The 16,872-nt window shown below is 65.6% G+C and carries 20 protein-coding genes; 12 read left to right on the forward strand and 8 right to left on the reverse strand.

What is annotated here, in order from left to right; translation table 11 throughout:
• Positions 1-68 precede the first annotated feature (68 nt).
• Entirely contained in the window at positions 69-1,376 is a 1,308-nt protein-coding gene (gene hisS / locus ACNO8S_RS01555) for a histidine--tRNA ligase (protein WP_420182369.1), read from the forward strand.
• Between the two features lie 61 nt (positions 1,377-1,437).
• Positions 1,438-1,860: an SHOCT domain-containing protein gene (locus tag ACNO8S_RS01560; protein ID WP_014039430.1), complete on the forward strand. Its 423-nt coding sequence runs from the start codon at positions 1,438-1,440 to the stop codon at positions 1,858-1,860.
• A 63-nt stretch (positions 1,861-1,923) separates the two neighbouring features.
• On the opposite strand, the gene ACNO8S_RS01565 is transcribed toward ACNO8S_RS01560, so the two are convergent.
• Entirely contained in the window at positions 1,924-2,130 is a 207-nt protein-coding gene (locus tag ACNO8S_RS01565; RefSeq protein WP_014039431.1) for a hypothetical protein, read from the reverse strand.
• A 122-nt stretch (positions 2,131-2,252) separates the two neighbouring features.
• Entirely contained in the window at positions 2,253-2,759 is a 507-nt protein-coding gene (locus tag ACNO8S_RS01570; RefSeq protein ID WP_014039432.1) for a GNAT family N-acetyltransferase, read from the reverse strand.
• Positions 2,760-2,854: 95 nt separating this feature from the next.
• Here ACNO8S_RS01570 and truA point away from each other — a divergent pair, with 95 nt between their 5' ends.
• From truA to ACNO8S_RS01600, 6 genes are all read left to right on the forward strand, one after another.
• Positions 2,855-3,682: a tRNA pseudouridine(38-40) synthase TruA gene (gene truA, locus ACNO8S_RS01575; protein ID WP_191449659.1), complete on the forward strand. Its 828-nt coding sequence runs from the start codon at positions 2,855-2,857 to the stop codon at positions 3,680-3,682.
• A 52-nt stretch (positions 3,683-3,734) separates the two neighbouring features.
• Positions 3,735-5,525 (forward strand): oligoendopeptidase F, encoded by a 1,791-nt coding sequence (gene pepF, locus ACNO8S_RS01580; RefSeq protein WP_191449660.1) that lies wholly within the window; start codon positions 3,735-3,737, stop codon positions 5,523-5,525.
• Positions 5,526-5,673: 148 nt separating this feature from the next.
• Positions 5,674-6,894: a proteasome-activating nucleotidase Pan2 gene (gene pan2, locus ACNO8S_RS01585; protein WP_420182370.1), complete on the forward strand. Its 1,221-nt coding sequence runs from the start codon at positions 5,674-5,676 to the stop codon at positions 6,892-6,894.
• A gap of 260 nt (positions 6,895-7,154) precedes the next feature.
• Entirely contained in the window at positions 7,155-8,369 is a 1,215-nt protein-coding gene (locus ACNO8S_RS01590; protein ID WP_146417985.1) for a PQQ-binding-like beta-propeller repeat protein, read from the forward strand.
• A 42-nt stretch (positions 8,370-8,411) separates the two neighbouring features.
• Positions 8,412-8,882 (forward strand): pyruvoyl-dependent arginine decarboxylase, encoded by a 471-nt coding sequence (locus ACNO8S_RS01595; protein WP_014039437.1) that lies wholly within the window; start codon positions 8,412-8,414, stop codon positions 8,880-8,882.
• A gap of 84 nt (positions 8,883-8,966) precedes the next feature.
• Positions 8,967-9,320 (forward strand): DUF5811 family protein, encoded by a 354-nt coding sequence (locus ACNO8S_RS01600; RefSeq protein WP_004518427.1) that lies wholly within the window; start codon positions 8,967-8,969, stop codon positions 9,318-9,320.
• A gap of 56 nt (positions 9,321-9,376) precedes the next feature.
• On the opposite strand, the gene ACNO8S_RS01605 is transcribed toward ACNO8S_RS01600, so the two are convergent.
• From ACNO8S_RS01605 to ACNO8S_RS01615, 3 genes are all read right to left on the reverse strand, one after another.
• Positions 9,377-9,571 (reverse strand): hypothetical protein, encoded by a 195-nt coding sequence (locus tag ACNO8S_RS01605; protein ID WP_050037510.1) that lies wholly within the window; start codon positions 9,569-9,571, stop codon positions 9,377-9,379.
• Between the two features lie 70 nt (positions 9,572-9,641).
• On the reverse strand, positions 9,642-11,447 hold the full coding sequence (gene infB, locus ACNO8S_RS01610) for a translation initiation factor IF-2 (protein ID WP_058990875.1): 1,806 nt from the start codon (positions 11,445-11,447) through the stop codon (positions 9,642-9,644).
• 94 nt (positions 11,448-11,541) lie between these two features.
• Positions 11,542-12,069 carry a plastocyanin/azurin family copper-binding protein gene (locus ACNO8S_RS01615; RefSeq protein WP_420182371.1) on the reverse strand — a complete coding sequence of 176 codons (528 nt, stop codon included), beginning with the start codon at positions 12,067-12,069 and terminating at the stop codon, positions 11,542-11,544.
• A gap of 176 nt (positions 12,070-12,245) precedes the next feature.
• On the opposite strand from ACNO8S_RS01615, the gene ACNO8S_RS01620 reads away from it, so the two are divergent.
• Together ACNO8S_RS01620 and ACNO8S_RS01625 are read left to right on the forward strand one after the other, a co-directional pair.
• Positions 12,246-12,485, forward strand: a complete 240-nt coding sequence (locus tag ACNO8S_RS01620; RefSeq protein WP_004518435.1) for a PRC-barrel domain-containing protein — start codon at positions 12,246-12,248, stop codon at positions 12,483-12,485.
• Positions 12,486-12,944 carry an NOB1 family endonuclease gene (locus tag ACNO8S_RS01625; protein ID WP_014039441.1) on the forward strand — a complete coding sequence of 153 codons (459 nt, stop codon included), beginning with the start codon at positions 12,486-12,488 and terminating at the stop codon, positions 12,942-12,944.
• Here ACNO8S_RS01625 and ACNO8S_RS01630 read toward each other — a convergent pair.
• From ACNO8S_RS01630 to ACNO8S_RS01640, 3 genes are read right to left on the reverse strand one after another with little or no spacing between them, the layout of a single operon-like run.
• Positions 12,941-13,087, reverse strand: a complete 147-nt coding sequence (locus tag ACNO8S_RS01630; protein ID WP_050007795.1) for a CopG family transcriptional regulator — start codon at positions 13,085-13,087, stop codon at positions 12,941-12,943. The genes ACNO8S_RS01625 and ACNO8S_RS01630 overlap by 4 nt on opposite strands.
• A 56-nt stretch (positions 13,088-13,143) precedes the next feature.
• Entirely contained in the window at positions 13,144-14,286 is a 1,143-nt protein-coding gene (locus tag ACNO8S_RS01635) for a CPBP family intramembrane glutamic endopeptidase (protein ID WP_050037512.1), read from the reverse strand.
• A gap of 23 nt (positions 14,287-14,309) precedes the next feature.
• Positions 14,310-15,620, reverse strand: a complete 1,311-nt coding sequence (locus tag ACNO8S_RS01640) for a glucose-6-phosphate isomerase (protein ID WP_420182372.1) — start codon at positions 15,618-15,620, stop codon at positions 14,310-14,312.
• Positions 15,621-15,742: 122 nt separating this feature from the next.
• Between ACNO8S_RS01640 and ACNO8S_RS01645 the strand changes: the two genes are divergently transcribed.
• Together ACNO8S_RS01645 and ACNO8S_RS01650 are read left to right on the forward strand one after the other, a co-directional pair.
• Positions 15,743-16,291 carry a hypothetical protein gene (locus ACNO8S_RS01645; protein WP_050007796.1) on the forward strand — a complete coding sequence of 183 codons (549 nt, stop codon included), beginning with the start codon at positions 15,743-15,745 and terminating at the stop codon, positions 16,289-16,291.
• A gap of 95 nt (positions 16,292-16,386) precedes the next feature.
• Positions 16,387-16,854, forward strand: coding sequence for a DUF5812 family protein (locus tag ACNO8S_RS01650; protein ID WP_420182373.1), 468 nt, complete (start codon positions 16,387-16,389; stop codon positions 16,852-16,854).
• Positions 16,855-16,872: the final 18 nt, after the last annotated feature.

The following is a 16,872-nucleotide window of genomic DNA, read 5'->3' on the forward strand; positions in this document are numbered from 1 at the left end:
GCACGGTTCGTTGGTCACGGTCAGCGTGAACGAACAGGTTCAAGCGCGCCCTCGCTGTAGACGCGGGTATGTACGACTCCGTCAAGGGCTTTCGTGATTTCTACCCCGAGGAGATGCAGGCTCGGCGGTGGGCCATGGACACGCTGGAAGACGTCGCACAGCGCTACGGCTTCCGGGGGATCGGCACGCCGGCGCTGGAACCGACCGAGATGTACGTCGACAAGAGCGGCGAGGAGATCGTCGAGGAGCTGTACAGCTTCGAGGACAAGGGCGGGCGCGAGGTCGCGCTCACGCCGGAGCTGACGCCGACCGTCGCGCGGATGTTCGTCGCCAAGCAACAGGAACTCTCGAAGCCGATCAAGTGGGTTTCGACGCGACCGTTCTGGCGCTACGAGGAGCCCCAGCAGGGGCGGTTCCGTGAGTTCTACCAGACCAACGTCGACATCTTCGGGTCGGCGGAGCCGACGGCCGACGCCGAGATTCTGGCCGTCGCCGTGGACATGCTCACCGACCTCGGGCTCACCGCCGAGGATTTCGAAATCCGCGTCTCCCACCGGGACATCCTCGCGGGCGTGCTGGAGTCCTTCGGGGCCGACGTGGACGTGCCCGAAGCGATTCGCGCAGTCGACAAGCGGGCGAAAGTCGACCACGACGACTACCTTGACGCGCTCGTCGAGGCGGGGCTCAACTACGGGCAGGCCGACAAATTCGACGAGATGCTGCAGATCGATGCCGAGGAAATCGAAACGCTCGCGGACCTCACCGGCTCCGAGGACGTCCGCGCGGCGACTGACAATCTTCAGGCGGTGCTCGACGCCGCCGAGGACTTCGGCGTCCGCGAGCACCTCACCGTCTCGTTGACGACCGCGCGCGGGCTGGACTACTACACCGGCGTCGTCTTCGAGTGCTTCGATTCGACGGGCGAGGTGTCCCGCTCGGTGTTTGGCGGCGGCCGCTACGACGATCTCATCGAGGGCTTCGGCGGCCAGCCGACGCCGGCCGTCGGCTTCGCGCCCGGCCACGCCACCCTTCAGTTGCTCTGCCAGCGCGCCGGCGTCTGGCCCGCCGAGGAGCTATCGACGGATTACTACGTCCTGCAGGTCGGCGACACGCGCCCGACCGCGGCCCGCATCGCTCGCGACCTGCGCGAGCGCGGCCACGTCGTCGAGAGCGACGTCGCCGACCGCTCCTTCGGCGCGCAGATGGGCTACGCAGACGGCATCAACGCCGAGACGGTCGTCATCGTCGGCGAGCAGGACCTCGAAAACGACGAGGTGACGCTCAAGGAGATGGACGACGGCGAGCAGATCAGCGTCCCGCTCTCGGCGTTCCCGGGCGACCACGACCGGCCGACGTTCGAGAACTTCGCGGAGTAACGCGGCCGAGCCATCGGTCCGCGACAGTAGCTTTTTGCGACCACCGTGTCGAGTAGTCGACATGCAGCTCCCCTCCATCGCCCTCCCGAGGTGGAAGCTCGTCGCGACCATCGCGATACTGTCGACGGGCCTTGCTATGCTCGCAGGTGCGGCCGGCCTTGGCGGGTCGATTGCACCGGTGTCGATCATCCTCGGCTGGTTCATTCTGGCCCCGCTCGTCGCCCTTCTGGGTTCGAAACTACCGATGATCGAGTCCCCGGAAGACGAGACAGCCCAGGATGAAACCGATGCACCCAACGCAACGGAACCGACGGTGGACCCGGTCGATCACCTCCGAGAGCGCTACGCCCGCGGTGAACTGACAGACAGCGAGTTCGAGCGGCGGCTGGACCGCCTGCTGGAGACCGAATCGCTCTCAGCGACCAGCGAGGCAGAGAACACGACCGGTGAGGCCGACAGGGAAGTCAGCCTCGAAACCGAGTGAACTGGCGAGTCATCGCCATCTGGCCGTACCGCGGGTGCGTGTGCAGCCGAGGCACTTGCGGCCTCACTCCTTCGAGCTAACGACCTCGAGATCACTGTCGGTCAGGCGAACGTGCAGAAGCGCATCGTCCGGGCCCGGATCGACCACGTCGTCGAGTTCGGGCGCACAGCCGGTCATTCCGAGGTCGTTGAAGCCATAGGCGCCACAGATCACCGCGTCGACCAGCCGGTGATAAGTGCCGTCCCGCTCGGTCGCCAGCAGGTAGCCCACGCCCTCGATTGCCGTGTCACACGCCGTGCAGGTCAGTGTCTCTGGATGCGAGGGGGGTCCATAACTCCGCCTTCGCGTAGCCGCTACTTGTCGCTGTGTGCGGCTGTTCGTGAATTTCCCGGTCAGAGCGCCCGTTCCATCTCCATTTCCACGCGCTCTTTGGCGATCGTCTCGAAGCCGACCGACTCGTACAGCGCTCGTGCGACGTGGTTGGTGTTCGAGACGGAGAGCCAGACCCGTTCGAGGCCGTTCTCCTGGCCGTAGCCAAGCAGCACGCGGATGAGCTGTGAGCCGATCCCGGCGTGCTGGTAGTCCGGATGGACGAAAATCGCCAGTTCCGAGGTGTCCTGATAGGGGACGAGGACGGCGTGGCCGACGGATTGCTCCTCGTGCCAAGCGACGACGTTCAGGCCGTCTTCGACGAGATTCGGCAGCCAGTCGCGGATGTCCGCTTCCGTCCGGGGTGGGACGCCCTGTGACCGGGAGTCGGGCCCGAAGTCAACATACATCTCCACCAGCGGGTCGATGGCGCCGTCATAGGCCTCGATTGTCACCGTCCGCCCGTCGTTGTCGGTGAACGTTTCGGGCGGGCGGGGGAAGTCGTGATCCGCCGCGGCGGCGTTGGACATACTCCCACCTTTGTTCTCAGCATGCCTAAGTTCGTCTATCCTTCCCAGCGACTGAGATTCGGGTGAGACAAGTGGCTCGCAGTCGACAAATCGGTATGCGCGCCTATCGCGTGGCCTACGACGGCCGACCGTATCACGGGTTCCAGCGCCAGCCCGACGTCGACACTGTCGAGGGGCGACTGCGCTCGGCGCTCGTCCGCCTCGGCGTCTGCGAGCGCGGCGACGGCTTGCCCGAGTGCTACGCGGCCGCTGGTCGGACTGACGCCGGTGTGTCCGCGCGGGCACAGACAGTCGCCTTCGACGCGCCGGCGTGGCTCTCACCGGCGGCATTCAACGGCGAACTTCCGGACGACATCCGTGTGTGGGCCAGTGTCGATGTCTCCGAGGGCTTCCATGCGACCCACGACGCCACCGAACGCACCTACACCTACTACCTGTACGCGCCGACGGACGCAGACCGACTCGGACGCGAACCGGTCAACGACGAGCGGTGGGGCGAGGCCGTCGACGCACTCGCCGGGAGCCACGACTTCCACAATCTCACGTCCGACGACACCGGCACTGAGCGCACGGTGGACATCGACTGGACGCGAGACGGCCAGTTCCTCGTCGTTCGGCTCACGGCCGGCGGGTTCTGCCGCCAGCTGGTTCGTCGGCTCGTCTCGCTCGCGGCGGCTGTCGCGGACGGCTCCGCCCAGCTGTCGAAGGTCGACCGTATCCTCTCGACGGAGTCCGCCAGCGGCCCCGACGGCGTCCCGCCGGCCCCGCCCGAACCGCTGGTGCTGACCGACGTCCGTTACCCGAATGTGACTTTTTCTCGGGACGAGGACGCCGCTGCGGACGCACGGGCGGTCTTCGAACACCGACGCACCGAAGCCCGCACGACAGCGCGAGTCGCCGACCACATAACCGACGGGCTGTAGTCCCTCGTCGCTGAAACGAAGGCTTACTTCGGCCCCGTCCCAAGAGCGGGCTATGAGTTCGGTACCCGCACGGAGCGACATCGACGAGGCGTACAAGTGGGACCTCGACTCCCTCTACGCCAGCGACGAGGATTGGGAAGCCGCCTACGAGGAGGCGGAGGAACTGATCGAGGACCTGTCCGCCTACGAAGGACGGGCCACCGAGGACGCTGCGACGCTGTTAGAAACCCTTGAGACCTACGAGGAACTGATGCGGACGGTGTCGAACGTCGCCGCCTACGCCCGGATGCGCCGGGACGAGGACACGACAGACGACACGTACCAGGCGCTGACTGCCCGCTCGCAGTCCCTCTCATCCGAGGCCAGTTCGGCTGCCTCGTTCCTCGACCCGGAACTGCAGGAGTTGGACTACGACGATATCGAGGCGATGCTCGACGCGGAACCGGGGCTGGAGCCCTACGAGCATTACTTCGACGACGTGCTCCGGATGAAAGACCACACTCGCTCGGCCGAGGTCGAGAATCTCCTTGCGGAACTCGGTGAGGTCACCGGCGCGCCCGGCGAGGTGTACAACATGCTGGCCAACGCCGACATGGAGTTCCCGACCGTCGAGGACCCCGACGGCGACCAGCAGCCGATCACGCTCAACAACTTCACGACGCTGCAGAAACACCCCGACCGGGAGTTCCGCCAGCGCGTCTACAGGGCGTTCTACGACGAGTGGGAGACGGTCCGAAACGCGGTCGGCACGGCCTACAAGAACGCCGTCAAAACGGACGTGAAGATGGCCAACGCCCGGGACTACGACACCGCTCGCGAGGCAGCACTGGACGGCCCGAACGTCCCCGTCGAGGTGTACGATACGCTCGTCGACACCGTCCACGATAACCTCGACACGCTCCATCGCCATGCCGACCTCAAGCGCCAGTCAATCGGGGCCGACGAACTCCGGATGTGGGACCTCTACGTCCCGCTCGTCCAGGAGGAATCCCCCGAAATCGAGTACGAACAGGCCTGCGAGTACGTCACCGAGGCCGTCGCGCCGCTGGGCGATGACTACCAGTCCCGGCTCGCCGACGGGCTGGACTCGCGGTGGGTCGACGTCTACGAGACCGAGCACAAGCAGTCCGGCGCGTACTCCGGCGGGACCTACGACTCCCAGCCGTTCATCCTGATGAACTACCAGGACGACGTGGAGTCGATGTACACGCTGGCCCACGAACTCGGCCACTCGATGCACTCGGAGTACACCAGCGAGGAACAGCCCTACGTCTACTCCGGCTACGAGATATTCGTCGCCGAGGTCGCGAGCACCGTCAACGAGACGTTGCTGACCCACCACCTGCTGGATACCGTCGAGGACGAACGCCTGCGCCGACATATCCTCAACGAGTACCTCGAGCGGTTCCGGTCGACGCTGTACCGCCAGACGATGTTCGCCGAGTTCGAGCACCGCACCCACGAGATGTCCGAGGCCGGCGAGCCGCTGACCCCCGACCGCCTGGACGACCTCTATCGGGACCTGAAAGGCGACTACTACGAGCCGGCGGTGCTGGACGACCGCATCGCCCGCGAGTGGATGCGCATCCCGCACTTCTACCGGGCGTTCTACGTCTACCAGTACGCGACCGGGATTTCGGCGGCCGTCGCACTCGTCGACGGCATCCTCGATGAGGGCGAACCCGCCGCCCAGCGGTACGTCGACTTCCTCCGGAGCGGGTCGCGGCAGTACCCGCTGGAGCTGCTTCGCGACGCCGGCGTCGACATGGCCAGTCCTGACCCCGTCGAGTCCGCCCTCTCGACGTACAGCGAGTACCTCGACGAGTTCGCCGAGCTGCTGTAGGGCGGCCAGTAGCTATCCGGTGCCTGTCTGGCTGTTCGAGCCACCGGTCTAACCGAACGCTACAGCCCCGTCTCGACACGGATAACTGTTTCACCCCCTGTGACCCGAAGGCACTTTGTGTCTCAACCGTATAGTACCGACCATCCAAATGTCGCGCAGTCCCTCGCTTCCGGAACGACCACGGTTGGAACTTGATCCCGATATGACGCCTGACGAGCGCCTGGAGGCACTCCGGGAACATTTCAAAGAGATAGTACAGGTCAACGAACAGCTGACTGAGCAACTGGACGCCGCCCGTGACCGGCAGCACGATCTCACGGACGAGGTCGACCAGCTCGAACGGGAAAACGAGACGCTCAAAACCTCGTCGCTGTACATCGCGACAGCCGAGGAGCTGACCGACGACGGCGTCGTCGTCAAACAGCACGGCAACAATCAGGAAGTGCTGACGGAAGTCTCGCCGTCCATCCGTGACGGCCTTGAGGCCGGTGACCGCGTCGCCATCAACGACTCTTTCGGCGTCAAACAGATCCTCGATCCCGAAACCGACGCCCGCGCACAGGCGATGCAGGTCGATGGCTCGCCGGACGTTTCCTACTCGGACATCGGCGGCCTCGAAGAACAGATCCGTGAGGTCCGAGAGGCCGTCGAGGAACCGCTCGTCAACGCCGAACAGTTCCGTGAGGTCGGTATCGAACCGCCAAGCGGTGTCCTGCTACACGGCCCGCCCGGCACCGGGAAAACGATGCTGGCGAAGGCCGTCGCCAACGAGACCGACGCGACGTTCATCAAGATGGCCGGCTCCGAACTGGTCCGGAAGTTCATTGGTGAGGGCGCGCGACTGGTCCGAGACCTGTTCGAGCTTGCCGCCGAGCGCGAACCGGCTATCATCTTCATCGACGAGATCGACGCCATCGCAGCCAAGCGAACGGAGTCGAAGACCTCCGGCGACGCCGAGGTCCAGCGGACGATGATGCAACTGCTTTCGGAGATGGACGGCTTCGACGAGCGCGGCGAGATCCGCATCATCGCCGCGACGAACCGCTTCGACATGCTCGACCGGGCCATCCTCCGCCCCGGCCGCTTCGACCGCCTCATCGAAGTCCCGAACCCCGACGTCGAGGGCCGCGAGCGCATCCTCGAGATCCACACCCAGGAAATGAACCTCGATGACGACGTGGACCTTGGCGCGTTTGCCACCGAGACCGACGGCCTCTCCGGCGCGGAACTGGCCTCGCTGGCGACAGAGGCCGGGATGTTTGCCATCCGCGACGGCCGGACGACGGTCCAGCAGTCCGACCTCCACGACGCCTACGAGAAGATTGAAGCCGACGACGACGCCAGCAGCGTCCCCGTCGCGTTCGCGTAACAACCACCTTTTTCAGCGTCGCCTTTCCTCGCGCGCTCGTAGAGCGCGCTGTGGAAGGCTCCTTGAAAAACGTGGGCGAAAAAAGCCGGCCGCTCACGCTGCTCGCGGCCGGGGAAACCGCGGCCATTCGGCCGCGGTATGCTAACCGCACCGATTCTCATTGTCTATTCTGCGATAACTGTGTTCGGTCGTTTCCGTTCTTATCGTGACTGCCTCCCGTCCCCACGCGATTTAAGCCACCCCGCCCGGTATCAGCGCCCGTGACAGAGCGCGGACGGACGCGGCGGGCGTTTCTGGGGACGCTCGCGGCGACGATGGTCGGGTCAGTTGCGGGGTGTCAATCACAGTTCGATCCGCTCGCATCGACGGCGCTTGACGAACACGCCGCCACACAGTTCCGGCAGGGGCTCCTGAACCAGGGGTATCAGGACGTATCGGTTCCGGACGCTGTCGAGCGGGCCTGGGAACTCCCGGCCAACCGCGGGGACCACACCGCGGCAAAGGGGAGTCCCGCGCTGGCACCGACTGGCGACCTGATTCTGGCCGACGATACCGGCCGCGTGCGGGCCATCGCACCTGATGGCGAGGTCCAGTGGGCGACGACCATCACGCAGGCGACGCGCGGGAGCCACGGCACGCCGGCTATCGCCAACGACACCGTCTACATCGGGGCCTACGACGGCGCGCTGTCGGCGCTGGACCTCGAAACCGGAAAGCGGCGCTGGCGGACGGAACTCGGTGATGCCATCGGCGCGAGTCCGACCTACTACAACGGGTCGCTGTACGTCGCTGTCGAGCACGCGGCTCCGAGCGGGAGCGTCGTCGCTGTCAACGCCGCCACCGGCGACGTGCAGTGGCGCGACAGTCGACCGACCGACCATCCGCACTCGACGGTGGCGCTGGACCGCGAACACGGTCGTCTGCTGTTTGGCTCGAACGACGGCTACTGCTACGCGTGGTCGTTCCCGGGCCTGGAACAGGTGTGGCGCTATGACACCGGCGGCGACGTGAAAGCCCCCGTCGCCGTCGCTGACGGGACCGCTATCGTGCCGTCGTGGGCCGAGACGGTCACCGCCGTCGACGTGACCGACGGCTCGGAGCAGTGGACCTTCGAGGCCGACGCCGACGTGATGTGTGCGCCGGCGGTCCACGACGGCACCGTCTACGTCGGCAGCCACGACGACCGGGTGTACGCGCTCGACCTCGAAAGCGGCGAGGAGCAGTGGCGCTACGACACTGGCGGGTGGATTATCGGGAGCGTTGTCGCCACCCGAGACCACGTCCTCGTCGGGTCCTACGACGGGCGACTGTACGCGCTGGAGCGGGACACCGGTGCAGTGGCCTGGACCACCGACAACCGCGGCCATGTGACGAGTGCTCCGCTGGTGACCGCCGACGCCATCTACTACGCGGAGCGTGCGGCCGAGGGCGACCCGAACCGACCGGGAATGTGCTACAGACTCGTTCCGGCATAACGAAGCGAAACCCCTTACCCCGCGGACCGTCGAGAATCGCCTATGAGTACCATCCGGGTCGTGTGGGGGACTGCGACCGGCCCGACCGCACTGGCCGCGTACGACGCGGCACTCGCCGAGGCGGGCGTCCACAACTACAACCTCATCTCGCTCTCGTCGGTCATTCCTACCGAGCCGGCTATCGAGGTGACAGGGACGGCACCGGATCTGGGGCCGCCCGGCGAAGCGCTAGAGGTCGTCCAGTCCTCGGCGACAGCCGAGCCCGGTGAGAGCGTGGCCGCTGGTATCGGCTGGGCCCGCAGCGAGGACGGGCCGGGCATCTTCTACGAGGTCGACGGCACCAGCGAGGACGCGGTCCGGATGGAAATCCGCGAAGGACTGGCCGCCGGCCGGGACCTCCGGGATTGGGAGTTCGTCGAGGAGAACGTGTACGTCGAGTCGGCGACTGACGATGCCCAATACGCCAGCGCCGTCGTGCTCGCCACCTACGGCGAGAGCCACCCCGTCGTGTAAGCGGCGTTGCACCGACGGTTCCGGTCAGAACTGTGTTCGACCCTGGGTTTTTAGTCTTCCCCCCCATAGAGACAGAGAACGTTCATGTACGGTAATACGTCGTTTGGTGGGGAGACGGAAGAAGTGACGCTGACCGCGGAACAGCGCGAGGAGCTCCGCCGGGACCTCTCGAGCGTCGCCGCCCGGACCCGCGAACTCCTGCCCGGCGAGTTCGTCGTCGGCTCGGAGATCAGCAACAGCACGACTGGACCGCGGGCCACAATCGCGGTCCAGCCGCCCGTCGGATCGGTCGTCAGCGCCGACTACACGCCCGAGGACCCGGAGAGTGCGAGCATCTCCGACGCCGAACGCGACGACCTCGCGCAGGGCATCGCCGCCTCCGCCGCCCTGCAGGTCAAGCAAGTGATGGGCGACGACACCTCGCCGACGGCGCAGTAACAGTCGCTGCTCTCAGTTTTCTGCAGCACAGTCGTGGTGACGCGTAGTCGCTGATATCAAGCCCGACCGCCGCTGGTGACCGGCGGGTCATAAAACAGCGCGTAGCCGATGGAGCCGGTCGCTGGGAGGCTGCCGGCACTCAGCGCCGTGACGAAACTAAGCGAGGTGACGACGGCACCGAGCGACGCCAGTAGCATCGAGAGGGCGATGCTGGCAAGCACGAGGTCAGGCATCGACAGGGACCCAGGCATTCGTGTCTGTATGGAGACACGCCTCCTAATTAAATATTATTACTCGCGCAAACAGCGCACCGAGTACCGCCTATTTGCCCCAGAAGGGGTCGCGATTCCGGTGTTTCTCCAGATACATCGACAGCGCCTCGCGTTCGTCGACGGAGATGTCTTCCTTGAGTTCCTGTTCGAGAATCTTCGCGTGTTTCTCCGGTATCTCCACCCAGAGGTCGTCGCCTTCCTCGACCTGGCGGCCGACGGTCGGCCCCTGAATCGAGACGGCCATGCGCTCGCCGGCGCGGGCCGAGTCGACGTCTTCGCCCTCGTCCTGAATCGTTTTGAGGGTCCCGACGCGGTTTGCCTCGCCGTTCTCCCACCTGACGACGTTGACGTTCCGACGGAGTTCACCTGAGAGGATTTCGACGCCGACGACGGCGGGGTCGGACTGGCGGAAGGTGTGGTCCTGCAGAATCCGGAACTTCGCCGGGCGGGTGATGTTCTCCAGAATCTGCTCCTGCTGGGCCTCCTCGATGGCGGTGACGTGGTCGTCGTAGGACTCGACGAGCTGGTAGATGACGTCGTCCTCGAACAGCTCCACGTCCTCCTGTTCGGCGAGGTCCCGAGCGTCGTCGAGCACTTCGACGCTGAAGGCCAGAATCGCCTGATTGGTCGGCTCGCCGGCCGTTTCGGCGACTCGCACGTCCCGCGGTGCGACCGCGCCGACCTCGGCGCGCATGACGGGGATCTCTTCCTCTTCGAGGGTGCTTGAAAGCGCCTCCAGCGAGCCCAGCGTGTCGGCCTTGATGACGACCCCTTCTTCTTGGGTCGTCACCTCGATCTCGGCGAGTTCCTCCTCCACCTCGGCGATGACCTCGCTGCGGTCGCGGTCGCGGATGACGCGGATCGGCGCACCGGCCATCGCGTCGCCGAGGTCCGGCGCGGCGATCTTGACGCCGTCGGCGGCGGCGACCTGCTCGACCTGTTCGAACTCCTGTTCGGTCCGGATCTCTTCGAGCGGGCGTGGCCGGAGCAGCGCGCGGACGTCAGTGACAATTGGCCCTTGAAGGCCGCCGACCACGATGGTGTCGTCGTTGCGGATGGTCCCGTCGTAGATGATGGCGTCGAGCGTCGTCCCGAAGCCCTGGGTGTCTTTCACTTCGAGGACGGTCCCGACACCGGGACCGCTGGTGTCGATCTCCATCTCCTCTTTCATGTACCGCTGGGACAGCCCCATCATCACCGTCAGCAGGTCGGGGATGCCCTCGCTGGTTTCGGCCGAGACCGGCACGACGCCGATGTTAGCCTGGAAGTTCTGGACGCGCCAGTACATGTCCGCCGAGAAGCCGTTGTCCGAGAGTTCGCCGATGATCTCGTACAGCTTCTCGTTGAGGTCGGACTGGACGCGGTCGGACTGGGCGTCCATCGTCTGCTGGACCGGCTGTCCCTCGTTGGGGTTCCAGCCGGGGACGGTGTCAATCTTGTTCGCGGCGACGATAAACGGCGTCTGGGTTCGCTTGAGGATGTCGATGGCCTCCAGCGTCTGTGGCTGGAAGCCGTCGTTGACGTCGACGACGAGGATGGCAATGTCGGCGAGCGCGCCGCCCCGGGAGCGAAGCGTCGAGAAGGAGTGGTGGCCCGGTGTGTCGATGAACAGCAGGCCGGGCAGGTCGAAGTCAGTCGGGTCGACCAGGTCACCGGCGATTTCGGAAATCACGTCCAGCGGGACGGCTGTCGCGCCGATGTGCTGCGTAATCGCGCCCGATTCGCCGGCGGTGACGGCCGAACCGCGGATCTTGTCGAGCAGGCTCGTCTTCCCGTGGTCGACGTGGCCCAAAACGGCGACGATGGGCGTCCGCAGGGTGTCGTCGGTGGCTGTGGTGGGGTCCGTGTCAGACATAGATGGCTCCAGAAGTTGTCAGAACCGAGTCGTCGGTGGCAGTTAAGTTCGTCGTCATCAGACGCGCGCGACCGAACGTAGGGCTAAGCGGGCGTCACTCGGTTACAGTGAACGACCCCGTCATGCCGACGCTCTGGTGGGGGACGCAGTGGTACTCGTACTCGCCGGGGACCTCGAACCGATAGGCGTACTCGTAGCCCGAACTGTACGTCGTCCCATCGTCGCCGGGCGTCCCCGACCAGTCGCTGTCTTCCGGCGTCGCGGTCGGTTTGACGTTGTGGCCGCCGGCCTTCCAGACCCACAGAACGGTGCTACCGGCCGGGACCTCGAAGGTTTCCGGAGCGAAACTGAAGCTTCCCGGCGCGACGGCGACCTCCTGTTCGGCGTCCACCGGCGTTCCGGTCGGCGTGGGCGTCGCTGTCTCGGTCGGGGCGGCCGTAGCAGTCGGTGTCGGCGACTCAGTCGGAGTCGGTGTCGCCGTTTCAGTTGCCGTCGCGGTTCGAGTCGGCACTTCTGTGGCGGTGGCTGTCGGTGACGGTGTTCCGTCGCCACTACAGCCTGCCACGGTACCGATGACGGCGGCCGCGAGGCCCCCGAGAAACTGCCGCCTGTTACTGTCCATACGTCCCCATCGGCCGCCTCTCGCATAGGGTTGTGGCTCGCTGTAGATGTTCCGGGGCGTGGGACGGTCGAGGACGGCACCATGGCCGCCGATACTGGTATCCATCCGTCCCCATCGCCGCTCACCTGTCGGACATCCCCGTGGCGTTTATGTAACCTCGTTCGGAACAAGGGGGTATGGCTGCAATACTCGCAGAAAACCTGTCGGGGAAAGACGTGATGGGGACTGACGGCGCGGAGATCGGCAGTCTCTACAACATCACGATGGACTTTTCGTCGGGCGCGCTGCACAACCTCGTTATCGACCCTGCGGAGTCGCTCCGCAACACGAACTTCGAGTACAGTGACCAGGGCCGCCTGCTTGTCCCGGTTGAGCGGGTCAAGGCGGTGAAAGACCACATGATCGTCAAACGCTAGATGTACGTTCTTGACTCCTCGGCATTTATCAACGAGTATCACACCGACGAGCAGATCGCAACGATTCCGCTCGTCAGAGAGGAACTGGAAGACGAGGCCGCCTATCGCTTCGACGCCCTCGAAGGCTCGGGCATGCACCTCCACATTCCCGAGGACAACACCGTCGAGCGCATCGAGCGCGCTGCCAGCGAAACCGGTGACCTCGCGGAACTCTCGGAAACCGACATCCGGCTGATCGCGGCCGCGTTCGAACTCGACAGTCGACTCGTCACAGACGACTACGCGATGCAGAACGTCGCGGAGAAACTCGACGTGAGCGTCGAGGTAATCGCCCGCGACGGTATCACCGAACAGCGGGACTGGCTGTTCCAGTGTGCCGGCTGCGGCCGTGAGTTCGACGAGAACCGCGACCGCTGTCCCATCTGTGGCAGCTCACTATCGCGGAAGAACCCGGCTTAGACGGTCTGTTCGTCCCGGGCTTCGAGTCCGAGCTCGACCAACTGTGAAAGCACTTCCTCCTCTGTGATGCCGTAGCGCCGCGCAAGCGTTTCGATGATCCGCGCTTGGTCGTCATCACAGACGATGGTGAACCGCCGAGCCATGCCATCGCCTACAACGGTAGTTCGCATAAATACCCGTCAGACAGCAGTCAGACGGCTCAAACTGCCGGATTTCCTGTAATCTCGATGTACAATGTGAGAAACTGGATGGCGTTGAACGCCCCGTGGATGAAGATCGGGACGAGCAGGTTCTCGGTCTTGAGATAGCTGAGGCCCAGCAGCGTCGACAGGACGAACACCAGTAACAGCGAGAGGGCGGTCTGTGTCGGCGTGCCAGCGGCGTACTGTCCGAAGTGGACGACGCCGAAGACGGCGCTCGTGAGTATAATCGCCTGCAGATCACTGAAATCGTCGTAGAGGTACTTCTGGATGATGTTTCGGTAGATGAACTCCTCGCTCGGCGCGATAGTGAGAAACGCCAGCGGCACCATCACAAGCAGGAACGACGGGTCTCTGTTGGCTAGCTCTTCGACGCTGCTCCGAGCCGCTTCGAGTCCGAGCGCCTGAATGAGGTAACTGAAGCCAAACAGCGCGACCATGAGGACGACGACGCCGCCGACGCCGTAGCCAACGTCGCGGAGACTGGGTCGCCGCAAATCGAGATCAGCCCAGGTCCGGTCTAGCCGGTTGGCGACGGCCGCCCCGAAACCAACGAAACCGACGCCGATACCGATAGTGAGCGTGATGTACACTGGGCCGGTGACGGTTCCGCCGTCGAGCGCCGCGGCGCTGACAAGCCCTGCGGCCGCGGCTCCGAGCACGACGAACTGGGCGAACAGCGTGCCCACGAGGAAGCCGGCCAGCCCGATTCCTGTCGCGACCGAGAGCGCTCTGGCGACCGTGTACAGCCGGTCGTTCGGCACGTCGGACGCCAGCGCCCAACCCAGCGCAATCGTCACGCAGCCGGCCAGCACCGTGAGATACACGGCGATTCCGACGGTCGCTTCGACGCCGGTACGGAACTCCGGTCCGAAGAAGGCGACGAGCGTCGCGAGCGTTGCGACGACGCTTGCGCCCGTCGCGCCCAGGCCCGCCTGTCGGCGGTCGAGTGCGCCGTGACGGACGAGTGAGAAGGCGAGCGCCGCGACGACGAAGCCGGCGACGGCTATCTGTCGGGCGGTGACCGGGCCGACCGTCGTCGCCGGTGTCATCCAGCTAACGACGCCGGTTTCCGTGGCGACGAGTACGACGAGACCGAGGCCAGCGGCGAGAACACCCCAGTTCGCGGCAGTGTCGTCCATTATCGGCAGTCCGTTGCGCCGGCCTAAAGGGACTCCGTTTCGCCGATCCGCAGCCGCTCGCGCTCGTCGATAACCGCCGTCTCGTCCGTCGTTTCGCCGCGGATGAGCGCCCGCGTGGCGTTTTTGCCCCACTCGACGGCCGGCTGGGTGAATGTCTCCACGTCCGCGAGTTCGCCGACGAGGACGCAGGCCGCCTCCATCGCGTACAGCAGTTCGCCGACGCTCTCTGCGTCGAGTCGGTCGATCTCTACTTCCAGCGCCGGCCGGTCAGCCGCCGGCAGGCTCGCCACCGTCGCTTCGTACTCGGCGTCGATGAGGCCGCCGAGGTCGGTTCCGGCGAGATACGAGAGGTCATCGTGGTCCGGGTCGGGAATCGCCACGTCGGCGCGCTCGCGCGGTCGGACGAACGTGACGACCTTGTCGCGGTGGCCGGCGCGGTACAGCTGGAGCTGGGAGTGCTGGTCGGTCGCGCCCAGCGCCCGCGCCGGCGTCTGGCCCCGCCCGTCCTTGCCCAGGCTCTCGGCCCAGAGCTGTGCGAACCACTCGCCGAAGGACTCCAGCCGCTCGGCGTAGGGCATGAATGCGTTGACTTTCGCGCCCTCCTCTTCGAGTGCGTAGGCCATCGCGCCGTAGGCGTAGGCCGGCGAGTCATACAGCGACGGCGCGAGGTCGTCAGCCGCCTGCTGACCGCCGGCAAGCAGCCCCTCGATGTCGATGCCGAGGATGGCTGGCGGGACGAGCCCGACCGCCGAGAGCGCGCTGAAGCGGCCGGGGACGCCCTCGGGGACCGGCAGCGTCGGCAGGTCGTGCTGGTCAGCGAGCGCCCGGAGCGGGCCGGACTCGCCCGTGGTCACGACGATGCGCTCGGTCCAGTCGACGCCCCGGTCCTCGTAGGCCTCGCGGACGACGAGGAAGTTCGCCAGCGTCTCCGCCGTCGTCCCAGAACGCGAGACGACGTTGATGGCTGTGTCGGCGAGGGAGAGGCCGTCGAGCGTCCGCCGGACGTGCTCCGGGTCGACGTTGTCCAGCACGACGTGACTGCCCGGGTCCTCTGCCAGTGCCTCCGTGATGGTTTTCGCCCCCAGCGCGGAGCCACCGATACCGACGGTGATGACTGACTCGGCGTCGGCGACTGGCGCGACGGCGTCGCGGATGGTCTCGGCGTCGGTTGCTTCGGGGAGGTTCAGCGACGCGTAGCCGAACTCGCCCTCCTCCCGTCCCTGCTCGATTTGCTCGTGGGCCGCGGCCACCCGCTCGTCCAGGTCGTCAAGTGTCGCCCGCTCGACGCCCGGGTCGGCGGCACTGGCAAGCGCGGCTCCGATATCGACGTACATACTGGGGGTGTCGATGGGCGGGTACAAACAACTCCCGGACGGCATGGCAGCAGACGTGGCTCCGTTGTCACCGCTGGCCAGACAACACCGCGCTTAACCACGCGCTCGCCTAACCCATCGGCATGACAGACGCGACGGCAGAGCAGTCCGTCACAGCCGACGCCGACGACGACCGGCCCGAACCGTACAACGGCCTGCCGGGTGCGTTCCCATACGCGTTCCGGGCCAGCGACTCGCTGCTGTTCAAAGCCTACGTCCCGGTTGCGCTGTTGCTGTCTGTGGCGATTACGCTCGTGTTCTCGTTCGGATTGATAACGCAACTCGCCGAAACCGGGAGCGTCCGCGGCGGAACGTTCACCTTTTCGCGGAGCTTCTTCCTGTTCGTCGGGCTGTTGCTCGTCGCGCCGCTGCTGGCTCCAGTGCTCTCCGTCGCGCGCCGCCATCGACGGACCGCATCCTCGGTCGCCTACGACCGCGCCCTCGCCCTTTCGGCGTTTCTGTTCATCGGGTCGATATACCTCGCGCTGTTGACCTCCGCTCCGGCGGAGCTTCGAGAGCCGACACAGAGCGCTGTCGTCGGCTTCTTCTACTCGTTGCCGCCGATTGCCGGCGTCGTCCCGCCGATGCTCGCGACGCTGGGGATATATCTGACTCACCGACTGTTGAAGTAGCACCGCCAGTCCACGGCTGTCCACTCTTACGGCATACCACTCCAGCCCGTCCCCGGGTCGAAACGGGCAAGAACGCCCGTGCCGAACGTATCTCTATGACAGCCATTGAAGGGACATTTCTGGTCACGAATGCTGATGACGCGTCGGCGACGCTTCGGAACGTCGCGGACTCGCAAGTGCTGACACTGTCGGACAACCCCGGCGTCGAGGCCGGCGAGGTCGTGGAGGGGACAGTCGAGCCGGAGCCGCCGATGGAGGTCACGTACACCGTCACTGAAGTCGCCGAGCGGCGACGCATTCCCGTCGAGACGGTCGACCTCGCGCCGACGGCGCAGACGACCGAAATCGCGGCCGAACAGGCCCCCGGCGAGCTAACGACGGTCGAACGCGCCGGCGAGGGCGAGGTTCACGTCCTGACGGTTCCGGACAACGAGACGGACGAGGCGGCGGCGGATGTCGTCGACGACGAGGCCACCCTCTCGCGGGCGGCCAGGCTCGGCGTCGACCGCGTCGAGGTTCGGACGGCAGAGGGCGTCGTCAGTGTGCGCTACCTGCCGGACTGACGCGTACTCTCGTCCGCT

The organism is Haloarcula sp. KBTZ06 (assembly GCF_048595605.1).
In the GTDB taxonomy this organism is placed as follows: Archaea; Halobacteriota; Halobacteria; order Halobacteriales; family Haloarculaceae; genus Haloarcula; species Haloarcula hispanica.